Below are 14,552 nucleotides of genomic sequence, written 5' to 3' on the forward strand. Positions count from 1 at the left end.
GGCGTCCGCCGGGGTGAGCGGGTGCAAAGAACGCGCTCAAGCAGCGAGCCGCCGCGCGGCGAGCGATAGCGCCTTACAGGAAACTATAAGGATCCACGTCCACCGTCAGCCGCACCGAGGCCGGAACCTTCACCCGCGCCAGCCAGGCGCGCAGGAAGGCCTGCAGGTTCACGTCGCGGTCGGCCCGCACCAGCAGCCGCTTCCTCCGCCGCCCGCGCACCAGGGCCAGCGGCGCATCGGCGGGGCCATAGACCTCCAGCCGCTCGGCGTTGGGGATGGCCTCGGCCAGATCGCGGGCGACCTTCTCGACCGCCATGGCGTTCTCGCTGGACAGGATCAGCGCCGCCAGACGGCCGTGCGGCGGCAGGGACGCCGCCTCGCGCTCAGCCATCTCCGCCTCGACGAAGGCGTCGCGGTCGCCCCCCGCCAGCGCCTGCAGCACCGGATGCTCGGGCGTCCAGGTCTGCAGCAGGGCGCGGCCCGGCTTGTCCGCTCGCCCCGCCCGGCCCGTGGCCTGGGCCAGCAGCTGATAGGTGCGCTCGGCCGCGCGCAGGTCGCCGCCGCGAAGCCCTAAGTCCGCGTCCACCACCCCGACCAGCGTCAGGCGCGGGAAGTTGTGGCCTTTCGCCGCAGCCTGGGTGGCGACCAGGATGTCGATCTCGCCGTCGGCCATGGATTGGATCAGGGCGCGGGCCGATTTGCCGTCCGGGACGGTGTCTGAGCTGAAGACGGCGGTGCGCGCCTGAGGGAAGAGCTGGCGCACCTCCTCCTCGACCCGCTCGACGCCCGGCCCGACCGGCACCAGCGAATCCTCGGCCCCGCATGATGGGCAGGCCTTGGGCTTGGGCATGGAGAAGCCGGTCAGGTGGCAGACCAGCCGCCCGGTGTAGCGATGCTCGACCAGCCAGGAATCCGTGTCCGGCGCCGTCAGCCGGTGCCCGCACGACCGGCACAGCACCACCGGCGCATAGCCGCGTCGGTTGAGGAACAGCAGGCTCTGTTCGCCCCGCGCCAGCGTCTCGCCGATGGCTTCGCGCAACGGCTGCGACAGCCAGGTCTGCGGATCGGGCGGGCATTCGCGCAGGTCGATCAGCCCGATCTCGGGCAGCACCGCCGCCCCGTGCCGCGCCGCCAGCTTCAGCCAGCGATACCGCCCCTGATGCGCGTTCCACAGCGTCTCCAGCGACGGAGTGGCCGAGGCCAGCACCACCGCCGCCCCCTCGATCCGCGCCCGCGCCACGGCCAGGTCGCGGCCGTGATAGACGAGCCCCTCCTCCTGCTTGAAGGAGCCGTCGTGCTCCTCGTCCACCACGATCAGGCGCAGGTTGGCGTAGGGCAGGAACAGGGCCGAGCGCGCGCCGACCACGATGTTGCAGCGCCCGGCGACCACCGCCTCCCACGCCTGTCGACGGCGCGGCGGGGCGACGCCGGAATGCCATTCGGCCGGGGCGACGCCGAAGCGGGCGGTGATGCGCTCGATCACCGCCTGGGTCAGGGCGATCTCGGGCAGCAGGATCAGCACCTGCGCCGTCGGATCGGCCCGCAACACCCGCGCCGCCGCCTCCAGATAGGCCTCCGTCTTGCCCGAGCCCGTCACCCCGTCCAGCAGGAAGGGGGCGAAGCCGCCCGCCGTCACAGCCTCGGCGATGGCGGCCGCAGACGCCGCCTGATCGGGGTTCAGGGTCGCGGGCGCATGGTCGGGGTTGGGCGCATCGAAGGCGGCGACGGCCTCGACCTCGAACGCCTCCAGCACGCCTTCATCGACCAGCCCCTTGACCACGCCGGACGAGACGCCCGCCGCCCGCGCCAGATCGGGGCCGGGCATGGATCGCGCGCCCAGCGCCTCCAGCACCGCCGTGCGCGTCGCCGTGGGTCGGGCGGGACTGCGCCCCTCGATGCGCCGCACCCGCCGCTCGGGCCGGGGCCGGGGCGCGCGCAGCCCCTTCAGCGCCGTCGCCGCCATCTCGCCGGGCGGGCTGAGGGTCCAGCGCGCCGCCCATTCGACGAAGTCCAGCGTTCGCTCCGGCAGACGCGGATCGTCCAGCACCTGCTCAACCGCCTTCAGCTTGCGATTGGAGCCGGTCGTCTCGAACACGTCGGCCACCACGCCCCGGATCAGGCGCGGGCCCAGCGGCACGGCGACCTGATCGCCGCGCTCGACCGACAGCGCCTCGGGAACCGCATAGTCGAAGGCTTCCGGCACCGGCAGGGGAATGAGGACGGAGGCGACCTTCACAGCGCGCCCTCGCACGCCCGCAACGCCGACGTCCGATACCGACGTCGCGCCCTGCCATGATCGCCGCCCTTCGCCACGCCCGGCGAAGCGATTTCAGACGATTCAGACGAATTGGACTCTGTTTTTTCGATCACGGAGTCTGAAACTTCCCGGGCCGCGAAAGACGGTCGCTTCCGTCACAACTCGGCGCTAAAACTGGTCTCATGAAACTCTTTCTCGACACCGCCGACGTCGCCGTCATCAAGGACTTGCTGCCCACCGGGATGGTGGACGGCGTCACCACCAATCCTAGCCTGATCGCCAAGTCGGGTCGCAACATCGCCGAGGTCATCGCCGAAATCTGCGCCCTGGTCGAGGGGCCGATCTCGGCCGAGGCCGTGGCGACCGACTTCGAGACCATGGTCAAGGAAGGCGACAAGCTGGCCTCCATCGCCCCCAACGTCGTGGTCAAGCTGCCTCTGACCTGGGACGGCCTGCGCGCCACCCGCGCCTTCGCCGACAAGGGCATCAAGACCAACGTCACCCTGTGCTTCTCGGCGGCCCAGGCCATGCTGGCGGCCAAGGCGGGCGCGACCTTCATCTCGCCCTTCGTCGGTCGTCTGGACGATGTCGGCGCCGACGGCGTGGGCCTGCTGGAGGACATCCGCACCCTTTACGATATCCACGACTTCAGCACGGAAATCCTGGCCGCCTCGGTGCGCAATGCGGACCATGTCACCGCCGCCGCCCTGGCCGGCGCCGACGCCTCGACCATTCCGGCCGACGTTTTCAAGGCCCTAGTAAAGCACCCGTTAACCGACAAGGGTTTGGATGCCTTCCTGGCGGACTGGGGCAAGACCGGTCAGTCGATTCTATAGTTTCTGACCCGACGAGAGGTCCGCTTGAGCACTTCCCTGGACCTCTCCACCGACCCGACGGCGGGCCTGCACTGGCCGCAGGTGCGCGCCTGGCTGGGCGATCACGCCGAACATCTGCTGGACGACCGCGCCCTGCTGGAAGAGCTGGGCCTGGCCGCCACCGGCCGCAACGTCGTCGACTTCGGCCGCGCCGCCCTGGCGCGGCTGGAGGCCGTCGCCCAGCGCGAAGCCGGGGCGCGCAAGCTGATCGAAGAGATCGCCCGCGCCAACTTCGCCGCCCAGACCCAGACCCACGTCGCCGCCCTGGACCTGATGGAGGCCCAGACTCATGCCGAACTGGCGCGCTGCCTCGACGCCGTGACGCAGGGGCGTTTCGGCCTGGCGGGCGCCGCCGTGGCGATCGAGAAGCCGGGCGCCGTCCCCTTCGGCTGGAAGGCGCTGGAGCCGGGCCGCGTCGACGCCCTGCTGGGCGAAGACGGCCTGCACTGGCTCGGCCCCAACTTCACCGGCCTCAGCCTGTTCGGCCCGGCCGAGGGCGAGGTCGCCTCGGTCGCCCTGGTGCGGATGAACCTGCGCCTGCCGGGCGCCGCCGCGCCCCGCGCCGCCCTGTGCGCCTTCGGCTCGGGCGAGGAAGACGGCTTCACCCCCGCCATGGGGTGCGAACTGGTGGCCTTCGTCGCCCGCGTGGTCGAACGCATGGCCGAGCGATGGCCGCTGGACGCCTGAGCGCCCCCTCCATGACTTCGCAGGACGCTCTGGCCGCCTGGCTGGAGCATCTGGCCCATGAGCGCCGCCTGTCGCCGCGCACGCTGGAGGCCTATGGCCACATCGGCCGGCTGTATCTGGCCTTTCTGGAGCGCCATCGCGGCGGCCCCCAAAGCGCGGCCGACCTGGGGTCCGTCACGGCGGCCGAGGCGCGCGCCCATCTGGCCGAACGCCGCAGCGGCGATCGCCCGCTGAACGCCCGCTCGCTCAGCCAGACCCTGGCCGCCATCCGGGGCTTTCACGCCTTTCTTGACCGGCGCCTCGGCGTAGCGACGCCCCAACTGGCTCTTGTGCGGGGCCCCAAGGTCAAGCCCTCCCTGCCCCGCCCGGTCAGCGAGGATCAGGCCAAGGGCCTGCTGCACGAGCCCGAGGCCGATCCCGACATGGAGCCGTGGGAGGCCGCCCGCGACCGCGCTGTCCTGACCCTGCTCTACGGCTGCGGCCTGCGGATTTCCGAGGCCCTGTCGCTGAAGCGATCCGACGCGCCCCTGACCGACAGCCTTCGCATCACCGGCAAGGGCGACAAGACGCGGATGGTCCCCGTCCTGCCGCAGGTGCGCGAGGCGACGCAGGCCTATCTGGCGCTGCAGCCCTTCGTCATCGACGCCGATCAGGCCCTGTTCCGCGCACGACGCGGCGGCCCCCTGAGCGCTCGCCATGTGCAGGCGACGGTGCAACGGCTGCGCGGGCGTCTCGGCCTTCCCGCTTCGGCCACGCCCCACGCCCTGCGCCACAGCTTCGCCACCCACCTGCTGGGCGCCGGCGCCGACCTGCGCTCGATCCAGGAACTGCTGGGCCACGCCAGCCTGTCGACGACGCAGAAGTACACCCAGGTCGACGCCGCCCGCCTGCTGGCCGCCTACGCCCAGGCCCATCCGCGCGGCTGACCCTCCGCAAACGGACTTTCCAGCACCTCGAAAAGGCGCCAGAATTCCGGCCTGGGGATCGCGGAACGGGAGTTCACGCGCGTGCACAGGCCGATTCTCGTTTCCGAGACCGATCGCCTCGCCCCCAGCCGCCGCATGGCCCTGAGCCTGCTGGCCCAGACCGGGCTTGTTCTGGCCGCCCCGGCCTGGGCGCAGGATGCGGCGGGCCAGACGCCCTCCGCTCCTCCGCCCGACGCCGAGGCGCGCCTGCTGGCGAACCTGCTGACGCGCATCGGCGTCGAGGTCGATCTGGACGGGCGCAACGCGCTGTTCGTCATCGACACGGGCGCAGAGCGCAGCGCGATCTCCGACCGGCTGGCGCAGGCGCTGGACCTTCCACCCGGCCCGCCCGTCCTGGTGCACGGCATCACCACCGCCCAGATGACGCCGACCGTGCGCCTGCCCCATCTGGCCTTTTCCGAGCGACGGTTCGCCGACCTGGTCCTGCCGGTCTTTCCCTATGGGCTGCTGGGAGCCGACGGTCTTCTGGGGCTGGACGTGTTGTCGCGCTTCCGGCTGACCCTAGACCTGCGGCGACGCCGGGTCATGATCGCGGCCTCGGGCGCCGACGTCGTGCGGCGCGGCCTGTCCTTCGGCGGACGCGCCAGCCGCGTGGGTCTGGACATCACCGATGTCCGCTCGGGGCGTTTCAGCCAGTTGATCCTGACCCAGGTCGCCGCCGACGGCGTCCCGGCCGTCGCCTTCATCGACAGCGGCGCCCAATACTCGATCGGCAACCGCGCCCTGATGCGGGCGCTGGATTCGCGCCTGGGCCGGGTCGAGCGTCCCTTGGTGCGCGTCTATGGCGTAATCGGCCAGTCCTTGCTGGTGCGGTCCGGCGAACTGGCTGATCTGCGCCTGGCGCGGCGCGATTTGGGGCCGACGCCTCTGTTGTTCGGCGATCTGCACGCCTTTCGCATCCTGAACCTGATCGACCGCCCCGCCCTGTTGCTGGGCGCCGACGTCCTGACCCGGTTCAGCCAGGTGACGCTGGACTATGGCCGCGGCCGCATCGCCCTCGGCGGCCTGGTCCGTCGTCCGACGCCGCAGGCCGCGCCTCGGTCCTAGGCCTATCAGATCGCCCGAACCGCCCCGCCGTCGACGCGGATCAGGGAGCCGGTGACATAGCCCGCCAGCGGACTGGCCAGAAAGGCGGCGACGGCGCCGAATTCCTCGGTCGCGCCGATGCGTCCGGCGGGGATGGACTTGACCGATTCCGCACGGGCCTCGGCGGGTTCGACGCCCGTCGCTGCGGCGCGCGCGGCGTCCAGCCGCTCGATGCGCGGGGTGTCGATCCGGCCCGGCAGCAGGGTGTTGACCGTCACCCCATTGGCCGCCACCTCGCCCGCCAGGGTCTTGGCCCAGGCCGCCACCGAGGCGCGCAAGGTGTTGGACACCCCCAGCGTCCCGATCGGCTCGACCACGCTGGTCGAGGCGACGTTCAGCACCCGGCCCCAGCCCATTGACCGCATCCCCGGCATGACCCGGTCGGTCAGGCGGAAGACCGACAGCACCATGGCGTCGAATTGCTCGCGCCACAGCGCCGGGTCCAACCCCGCCACGCCCGAGGGTGGCGGCCCGCCCGTGTTGTTCAGCAGAATCTGGATCGGCCCGCCCAGCCCGGCCTCAGCGACGTCCACCGCCTTCAGCAGGGCCTCGTGATCGGCCAGATCGGCCGGGGCGATGACCGCCTTGCCCGGCCCCATGGCGTTCAGTTCGTCGGCCACGACCTGAAGCTTTGCCGCATCGCGCGACAGCAGGGCCACGTGCGCGCCCTCGGCCACAAGCGCCGTCGCCACCGCCCGCCCCAGGCCGCTGGAGCCGCCGCAGACCAGGGCGCGCTTGCCGGTGAGTTGAAGATCCATGCAAGGCTCCTGTTGCGAAACACCCAAGGCTCCACATGTACGTGGCCCTCTCGTCCAGACAAGGCCGCCATGTCGCTTCCCGCCCTGCCCATCGAAACCGAACGCCTGTCGCTGCGCGCCTTCCGCCCGGACGATTTTGACGCCTATTACGCCTACCACGCCCTGCCCGAGGTCTATCGCTACCTCTACGCCGCGCCGCCGAACGCCGAAGAGGCGCGCAGAACCCTGCAAACGGCGAACGCCTTCACCGAGGACGGCGACGTCTCGCGGCTGGCGGTGACGCGACGCGCGGATGGAGTCCTGCTGGGCGAGCTTTTCCTTAGGCTGGCCAGCAAGGCGGCCCTGCAGGCCGAGATCGGCTACATCTTCAACCCGGCCTTCGCCGGCCAGGGCTACGCCGCCGAGGCGGTGCGCGCCCTGGTCGGGGTCTCCTTCTCCAGCCTCGGCCTGCATCGCCTCTACGCCCGCCTCGACACGGACAACCAAGGCTCCATCGGCCTGGTCGAGCGGCTGCGCTTCCGGCGTGAGGCGCACCTGATCCAGAATGACCGTTTCAACGGCGTCTGGGGCGACGAGTTCATCTACGCCGTGCTGGCCGCGGAATGGGCCGCTAACGCAGAACCGCGTCGGAACTGACCAGCCGCACGTCGTGCATCTGGTTCAGATAGGCCTCGTAGTAGCCTTTGTGCGAGGCGCCGACGACGGTCAGCATCCGCGTGCCCGGATAGCGCCCCAGCACGTCGCGGATATTGGCGACCATGCGCAGGTTGCGGGTCTCCCAATAGCCCAGGTAGCGTCGCCCGAACGCCTCGGGCGACGGCTCCACATGGGTCGCGCCGAAGTCGGAGCGATAGGCCAGCATCTGCGTCTCCGGCATATTGTAGGCCCGGTAGATGTTCAGCAGGCCACCGGCCTGGGCCAGGTTCTCGAACAGGGGCTGATCCATGGCCTTGCGCGCGTGGACATAGGGATTGTCCCAGGCCGCCATGATCGCCTTGCCCTGAGCCTCTTCCTCGTCGGGACGAGACGCCGAGTCCGCCGTGTGATCATCCACCGCCCACAGGCGCTCAAGGCCGAGCCGCGCGGCCAGAACGGCCGCCAGCAGATCGGACTCGTTCCTGCGTGTCATGCGCCGGTTCAGCTTGGCCGCCATGTCCGCCGTCAGGCCGTCCTGAGCCTTGCGCTCGCCCTCGGGCAGGCGCAGCCACTGCACCAGGGCCGAGGTCGGCTCTCCTGCGGCGAGCAAGAGGGCCGCCAGCCGTCGCCGCTCGGCCGCCGTCGGAGCCTCGGGCCAAGCAGCCAGCAGGCGTTCGACCTCGGCGTTGGCCGCCGGCACGTCCAGACCAAGAGCCCGCCCCTCGGCGCTCGGATCGTAGCAGTAGGTCTCGACCGACTCGGCGTAGCGCGAAGGATAGCGCCGCATGGCGTCGCACTGCAGACCGGACAGGTTTTCGATGGCGACAGCGGTCGGACGCCAGGCTTCCAGCCGCTCCAGCAAGGGCTCCAGCTGCTCGGACCGGAAGCTGTCCGGCAGGCCCGACAGGTGAGGCGAACCCAGCACCAGCACCTCATTGAGAGCGCCCGCCGGCGGCCCCTTCAGCTGGTCCGGGTGAAACGAGGGGCGATACTCCTGCGCCGAAGCGGCCGAACCGATCGCCACCCACGCCGCCGCCAGCCAGATTCCCACACGCATCGTCTCACCCTCGCTCCTACGAAATCGTGGTGAAGCTGCGGGCGAGGCCGCGCCCCGACAAGTTAAGATTCGGCAATAGGCCGGAACACGGCGCCGCGTTGCGCGTCTTGATCAACCCGGACTATCGTACCGCCTGAACTCGAAGAGGCTCCGCCGATGGCCAGAAAACCTGACCTCATCCGCATAGGCCTGGGCGCTGTCGCAGCGTTGGGGATCACAGCCTCAGTGAACGTGCTGATCGATTTCGGCGCGATGATCCACAATGTCGTTTGCAGCAGCCACGGCTGGTTCGCCTGAAGCAAATGAAAACGGCGCGCTCCGTGCGGAACGCGCCGTTTTGTTTTCAGCCGGAAAGCCGAAGGCTTACGCCTGCATCGTCCAGCCTTCGACGCCCATGGCCGCCTGACGGAAGGCTTCCGAGCGGGTCGGGTGCGGGTGGCAGGTGCGGGCCACGTCTTCCGAGGCGCCGCCGAAGGCCATGGTCATGCAGGCCTCGCCGATCAGTTCGCCCGCCTGCGGGCCATAGATGTGGACGCCCAGCACCTTGTCCGTCGCGGCGTCGGCCAGAACCTTCACGAAGCCCTCGGTCTCGTGGTTGATCTTGGCGCGGCTGTTGGCGGCGAAGGGGAACTTTCCTTTCTTGTAGGAAACGCCCGCGGCCTTCAGCGCCTCTTCGGTCTTGCCGACCCAGGCCACTTCCGGGCCGGTGTAGATGACCGACGGCACCAGGTCGTAGTCGACGTGGCCCGGCTTGCCCGCGATCAGCTCGATCACGGCCACGGCGTCTTCCTCGGCCTTGTGGGCCAGCATCGGGCCGTGCGTCACATCGCCGATGACCCAGACGCCCGGCGCCGAGGTCTTGAAGTGATCGTTGGCGATGAAGCCGCGCTGATCCGGCGTGACGCCGACCGTCTCCAGCCCCAGACCGGCGGTGTAGGGACGGCGACCGATGGCGACCAGAACCACGTCGCCCTTCAGGGTTTCGGCCTCGCCGCCCTTGGCGGGTTCGAGGGTCAGCTCGACGCCGTCCTTGGAGGTCTTGGCGCCGGTGACCTTCGTGCCCATGCGGAAGGTCATGCCCTGCTTGGTCAGGCCGCGCTGGAAGGCGGTGGCGACTTCGCCGTCCATGCCCGCGCCGACCTTGTCGAGGAACTCCACGACCGTGACCTGGGCGCCCAGACGGCGCCAGACCGAGCCGAGCTCGAGGCCGATGACGCCCGCGCCGATGACGATCAGATGCTTGGGCACCTTGGGCAGGAACAGGGCGCCGGTCGAGTCGATGACCTTGCCGTCCTCGAAGGCGACGCCCGGCAGCGGGGTCGGCTCGGAGCCGGTGGCGATGACGATGTTCTTGGTCTCGAGCGTGGTCTTGGCGCCGCCCTCGGCTTCGACCTCGACCTTGCCGGCCCCGACGATGCGGCCGAAGCCCTTCACCACGTCGACCTTGTTCTTCTTCATCAGGAATTCGATGCCCTTGGTCAGGGCCTCGACGCTGTCGTCCTTGGCCTTGTGCATCTGGGCCAGGTTCAGCTTGGGCTTCACTTCGATGCCGATGCCGGCGAATTCGATGTTGGCGGCTTCATACAGTTCCGAGGCGTGCAGCAGGGCCTTCGACGGCATGCAGCCGACGTTCAGACAGGTGCCGCCCAGGGTCGCGCGCTTTTCGATCAGGGCGGTCTTCAGCCCCAGTTGTCCGGCGCGGATGGCGGCGTTGTAGCCGCCCGGCCCGCCCCCGATGATCACCACGTCGTAGGTCTGGGAAGCGGCGTCGGCCATATGGTCCTCTGAGGTTCGGGCGCCGGGCAGGCGCTGAAAATGAAGCGGCGCGGACACTAGCGCCGACCCCGGCGGGGTCAACCGCCACAGTTCATATAGGCCGTGATCCCAACGGGGGCCATGCCGACAAAAGCAAAAGGCCGGGCGTCGCCGCCCGGCCTTCCGTTTTCAGCCCGTCAGAGCCGATTAGTATTTGAAGCGCACGCCCATGAAGACGTTGTAGCCGAACTTCTCATACTCATAGGTCCGCTCGCGCGAGCCGTAGTAGCGGACGCCCGCCGAGTCGGTCAGGTTCTTGGCCTCGCCGAACACCTCGACCCCGTTGCCGAAGTCGTAGGAGGCGGTGAAGTCCAGCTGTTCGCGGCCCTCGACGAACAGGTCCATGTCCGCATCGTCGGCGTTGATCTCTTCCAGATAGTCGCTGCGCTTGGTGTAGCTGAGGCGGGCGCTGAAGCCGGCCATCTCGTAGAAGAGGGCCAGGTTGTAGTTGCTGTCCGACTGGCCCGGCAGGGCGAACTTGTTGCGGCCGCCATAGGCCTGGGCCGTTTCGATCTCGGCGTCGGTCCAGGTGTAGTTTGCGAAGACGCCGAAGCCCGAGGCCCAGCCGGGCAGGAAGCTGAACTTCTGCTGCCAGTTCAGCTCCAGGCCCATCAGGTGGCCGTTGGGGGCGTTGATGGGGGTTTCGAACTCGGCGTCGAACTCGGTCCCGTCGATCGTCACCTTGTCCTTGTAGTTCAGGGTGTAACGATAGTCCGTCAGATCCTTGTAGAAGGCGTTGGCCGAGACCACGCCGAGCGAGGCAAAGTAGTATTCCAGCCCGAAGTCGAGGTTGTTCGACAGGGTCGCTTCCAGGCTCGGATTGCCGATCGCATACTTTTTCTCCGTGCCCTCGGTCTCTTCCTCTCGGCGCGGCACGATGTCGGTGTACTCCGGCCGGGAAATCGAACGCGTCAGGGCGAAGCGGCCGATCAGGTTGTCCGAAAAGGCGTGGCGGACGGTCAGGCTGGGGAAGAACTCCGTGTCGTCGCGGCTGACGTTCGCCGTGCCGTAGAACTCGGTTTCGATCTCCTCGCCGTTCTCGTCCTCGGCGTTCTCCAGGCTGTAGGTCGCTGCGGAGCCGTCGAACTTGGTCTGTTCGACGCGCAGACCGGCGATGATGTTGGTGGCGCCGATATCGAAACGGGCCTGGCCATAGGCCGCCAGGATGTCTTCCTGCGCTTCATAGTCAGCCAGCACGGAATCGGGCATCCGGCGCTTGGCCTGCGGCCGCACCTGGCCGAAGTAGCCATTGGCCAGACCGTTATTGAACTTGTGGCCCAGCAGATAGCCGTAGTTGCGCGACTCCGAGCCCGTCATCAGGTCGGCGTAGGTCTGTGTCGGCGCCTGCTTGATACGGCTGCGCTCTTCGTCGGCCGACACGTCGCGCGAGCGGAACTTGCCGCCGAACTTCCACGTCACCTCGCGACCGCCGATGATCGAGGGCAGCTCGAAATTGGTCTGGAAGGCGTATTCCTCCTGGGTCGTGGTGGAGGAGCGGAAGTCCGTCTGGGCGTATTTATAGTTCGACTGATCCAGATGATCGCCATCGGCGAAGATCGAATAGGTCGGCTCGTAGTGGCTGCCCGTGAAGTCGTAGCTGACGGTCGGAGCGCTGTTCAGTTCGAACAGCAGCTCGTTGCGGTTCGGGTAGGTCTGCTCGCTGCTGGCCCAGGACAGACTGGCGTCCCACACGGCGCCGTTGCCGAAGATGCGCTCGGCCCCGGTCGTCAGGGTCAGGATCTCGTTCTTCTGGGTGCGGTGACGCAGCTGGCGCTCGACCGTCACGTCATTGAAGGTCGCCTTGCGGTCCGTGGCGCCGGCCTGAAGCTTTCCTTCGTCATAGGTCAGCAGCAGCTGGTTGCGGTACTCGTCGTCCTCGAACTGGGCGAACGAGCCGCGGACCCAGGCGCGATAGGCGTCCGACGGGCGGAACTCCAGCGAGCCGTTGATCGACTGGCGCGTGCGCTCGGTGTCATAGTCCTTGAACAGGCTTTCCTCGAGGGCGAATACTTCGCCGCCGCCCTTGAGCTTGATCTTGGTCCAGCCGGACTCGACGTTGTCGGGGCGGCGGTTGGTCCTGGAGTAGGAGTAGGACAGCAGGCCGCCGAAGGTCTGGTCCGCGCCGAAGACGTTCGACGCCGTGGCACCCGCGCGGATGTCCTCGCCGCCGTAGTCGTTGTAGCTGCCGCCGGCATAGCCGCTGACGGCCAGGCGGCGCTGGTCGAAGGGCGAGCGGGTCTTGATGTTGACCGCGCCGGCGATGGAGTCGGCGTCCTGGCTCGGCAGCAGGGTCTTGGAGATCTCGATGTTGGAGACGATGTCGCTGGGCAGGGTGTCCAGGTCGACCGCGCGCGTGCCCGGATCGACGGCCGGAACCGTCACCCCGTCCACCGACACGGCGGTGAAGGCCGACGGCGCGCCACGCACGTTGATGTAGCGGCCCTCGCCTTGGTCGCGCTGGATGGCGATGCCCGGCACGCGCTGCAGCGATTCCGCCACGTTCGGGTCGGGATAGCGGCCGATGGCGTCGGCCGACAGGACGTTGATCACGCCGTCGGCGTTCTTCTGCTGGTTCAGCGAGCGGGCCACGCCTTCGGTGATGACGCCGTTGACGATGACGTCGGCCACGGCGACCGCATCGCCCGAGCCCATCATGACGGTGACCGAGGTCAGGCGGCCCGGCGCGGCGGCGACCGTCTGGGTCGCGGTCGGCAGGCCGATGTAGCGCGCCTCCAGCGTGACCTGGCCCGAGACGCCGCCCAGGTTGAACTCGCCCTGGCTGTCGCTGACGGCGCGGCGGCCGCTGACGCGGTCAATGATCTCGGCGCCCGGCAGGGGCGAGCCGTCGGCGTTGACGACGCGGCCGATCAGGCCGTCGCCCGCCGGGGCGGCCGCAACGGCCGGAGCGGCGTCAACCGCCACATCAGCCGCCTGGGCGGCGACAGCGAAAACCATCGGCAGGCTCGCCGCGCTGAGAAGAAGTCCGAGCTTCATGTCCATATCCCCGAAGGCCGGCGCCGCTTCTGGCGGCCCGGTTCGGCGGCATGGCTAATGCGCCGCGACGACGAGAGAACGACGGTTTCACGAAAAGGAATCTGCGCGCGGAACACGAGACGACGACAGTTCGTCCCGGCCCGGATCATTCATCGACGCTGGAAGCGATGCGCTGCGCGCAAAAGGAAACGGGGCCCGACCTTGCGGCCGGACCCCGTTTTCCCTTTCGACTGGAGCGGGCGAGGCGATTCGAACGCCCGACCCTCACCTTGGCAAGGTGATGCTCTACCCCTGAGCTACGCCCGCACTCCGTTGGGAGCGATGTGCTGCTCCCCGTCGAGGAAGGGGCGTATAGCGGACCGACTTCGGATCGCGCAAGCCCCTTTTTCGATTTTCGTCCAATCCGTCGATTTTTTTCGAATAGCCCTGAAACTTCACACGAAAACGGCCCCCGAAACGCCCGCAAGGACGCCTCGGAGGCCGCTTCAAAGCGCCGCCGCCTGCCGCTACGCGCCCCGCCCGCTCAAGCAGCGAGCCGCCGCGCGGCGAGCGTTAGCGGCCTTGCCGCGCCTCGCCTTAGCGAGGCGCGAGACGGATCGCCCCGTCCAGACGGATGCACTCGCCGTTGATGTAGGTGTTCTCGGCCAGGTGCAGGGCCAGGGCGGCGTAGTCGGCCGGCGTGCCCAGGCGCTTGGGGAAGGGGATCATGGCGGCTAGGGCGTCCTGCACCTTCTGGTCCATGCCCGCCATCATCGGCGTCCACATGATGCCCGGCAGGATGGTGTTGACCCGCACGCCCTCGTTCATCAGGTCGCGCGCGACCGGCAGGGTCATGGCGTAGACGCCGCCCTTGGACGCCGAATAGGCCGCCTGGCCGATCTGGCCGTCCTGGGCCGCGACCGAGGCGGTGTTGACGATCAGGCCGCGCTCGCCGTCGTCCATCGGCTCCAGCGTGACCATGCCCGCCGCCGACTGCGACAGGACGCGGAAGGTGCCGAACAGGTTGATCGAGACGGTGCGCTCGAACTGGGCCATGTCGTGGGCGCGAATCTCGCCGGTGTCCTTCTTGCGGCTGACGGTCTTCTGGCCGGTGGCGATCCCGGCGCAGTTGACGGTCAGGCGCTCCTGGCCGTGGGCGGCGCGGGCCTTTTCGAACCCGGCCTTGACGCTCTCGTCCGAGGTCACGTCCACCTTGCAGAAGACGCCGCCGATCTCCTGGGCGATGACCTCGCCGCGTTCCTCGTTCAGGTCGAACAGGGCGACCTTGACGCCCTTGGCCGCCAGGGCGCGCGCCGTGCCTTCGCCGAGGCCCGAAGCCCCGCCCGTCACCACTGCTGCGATCGAAGCGTCGAGTTTCATGAAAGTCGTCCTATATTCGATTGAACCGAGTGCTCGTGCGAG

General features: G+C 68.8%; 12 protein-coding genes and 1 tRNA gene. 6 read left to right on the plus strand and 7 right to left on the minus strand.

Annotated features, from left to right (window positions below):
* Window positions 1–73 precede the first annotated feature (73 nt).
* Window positions 74–2,236, minus strand: a complete 2,163-nt coding sequence (locus B3D50_RS12765) for a primosomal protein N' (protein ID WP_286951684.1) — start codon at window positions 2,234–2,236, stop codon at window positions 74–76.
* Between the two features lie 203 nt (window positions 2,237–2,439).
* Here B3D50_RS12765 and fsa point away from each other — a divergent pair, with 203 nt between their 5' ends.
* From fsa to B3D50_RS12785, 4 genes are all read left to right on the plus strand, one after another.
* Window positions 2,440–3,093 (plus strand): fructose-6-phosphate aldolase, encoded by a 654-nt coding sequence (gene fsa, locus B3D50_RS12770; RefSeq protein WP_003166309.1) that lies wholly within the window; start codon window positions 2,440–2,442, stop codon window positions 3,091–3,093.
* A 24-nt stretch (window positions 3,094–3,117) separates the two neighbouring features.
* Complete coding sequence (locus B3D50_RS12775; protein ID WP_286951687.1) at window positions 3,118–3,819, plus strand: DUF484 family protein; 702 nt, start codon at window positions 3,118–3,120, stop codon at window positions 3,817–3,819.
* A gap of 11 nt (window positions 3,820–3,830) precedes the next feature.
* Window positions 3,831–4,745: a tyrosine recombinase XerC gene (locus tag B3D50_RS12780; protein WP_269296738.1), complete on the plus strand. Its 915-nt coding sequence runs from the start codon at window positions 3,831–3,833 to the stop codon at window positions 4,743–4,745.
* 81 nt (window positions 4,746–4,826) lie between these two features.
* Entirely contained in the window at window positions 4,827–5,852 is a 1,026-nt protein-coding gene (locus B3D50_RS12785; RefSeq protein ID WP_286951689.1) for a pepsin/retropepsin-like aspartic protease family protein, read from the plus strand.
* 5 nt (window positions 5,853–5,857) lie between these two features.
* Here B3D50_RS12785 and B3D50_RS12790 read toward each other — a convergent pair whose 3' ends face one another.
* Window positions 5,858–6,649, minus strand: coding sequence for an SDR family oxidoreductase (locus B3D50_RS12790; protein ID WP_286951691.1), 792 nt, complete (start codon window positions 6,647–6,649; stop codon window positions 5,858–5,860).
* A gap of 69 nt (window positions 6,650–6,718) precedes the next feature.
* Between B3D50_RS12790 and B3D50_RS12795 the strand changes: the two genes are divergently transcribed.
* On the plus strand, window positions 6,719–7,285 hold the full coding sequence (locus B3D50_RS12795) for a GNAT family N-acetyltransferase (protein WP_286951693.1): 567 nt from the start codon (window positions 6,719–6,721) through the stop codon (window positions 7,283–7,285).
* On the opposite strand, the gene B3D50_RS12800 is transcribed toward B3D50_RS12795, so the two are convergent.
* Window positions 7,260–8,342: a DUF5694 domain-containing protein gene (locus tag B3D50_RS12800; RefSeq protein WP_286951695.1), complete on the minus strand. Its 1,083-nt coding sequence runs from the start codon at window positions 8,340–8,342 to the stop codon at window positions 7,260–7,262. The genes B3D50_RS12795 and B3D50_RS12800 overlap by 26 nt on opposite strands.
* Before the next feature lie 156 nt (window positions 8,343–8,498).
* On the opposite strand from B3D50_RS12800, the gene B3D50_RS12805 reads away from it, so the two are divergent.
* The gene (locus B3D50_RS12805; protein ID WP_286951696.1) at window positions 8,499–8,639 is read left to right on the plus strand and encodes a hypothetical protein; all 141 of its coding nucleotides are present in this window, start codon (window positions 8,499–8,501) and stop codon (window positions 8,637–8,639) included.
* A gap of 66 nt (window positions 8,640–8,705) precedes the next feature.
* On the opposite strand, the gene lpdA is transcribed toward B3D50_RS12805, so the two are convergent.
* The 4 genes from lpdA to B3D50_RS12825 form a co-directional block, all read right to left on the minus strand.
* Window positions 8,706–10,118 (minus strand): dihydrolipoyl dehydrogenase, encoded by a 1,413-nt coding sequence (gene lpdA, locus B3D50_RS12810; RefSeq protein ID WP_269296729.1) that lies wholly within the window; start codon window positions 10,116–10,118, stop codon window positions 8,706–8,708.
* 186 nt (window positions 10,119–10,304) lie between these two features.
* On the minus strand, window positions 10,305–13,151 hold the full coding sequence (locus tag B3D50_RS12815) for a TonB-dependent receptor (RefSeq protein WP_286951698.1): 2,847 nt from the start codon (window positions 13,149–13,151) through the stop codon (window positions 10,305–10,307).
* 231 nt (window positions 13,152–13,382) lie between these two features.
* A tRNA-Gly gene (locus B3D50_RS12820) sits at window positions 13,383–13,457 on the minus strand.
* A 270-nt stretch (window positions 13,458–13,727) separates the two neighbouring features.
* Window positions 13,728–14,510: an SDR family oxidoreductase gene (locus B3D50_RS12825; protein ID WP_286951700.1), complete on the minus strand. Its 783-nt coding sequence runs from the start codon at window positions 14,508–14,510 to the stop codon at window positions 13,728–13,730.
* Between the last annotated feature and the right edge of the window lie 42 nt (window positions 14,511–14,552).

Origin of the sequence: Brevundimonas sp. UBA7507, assembly GCF_002478355.1 — a bacterium.
GTDB classification, from domain to species: domain Bacteria; phylum Pseudomonadota; class Alphaproteobacteria; order Caulobacterales; family Caulobacteraceae; genus Brevundimonas; species Brevundimonas diminuta_D.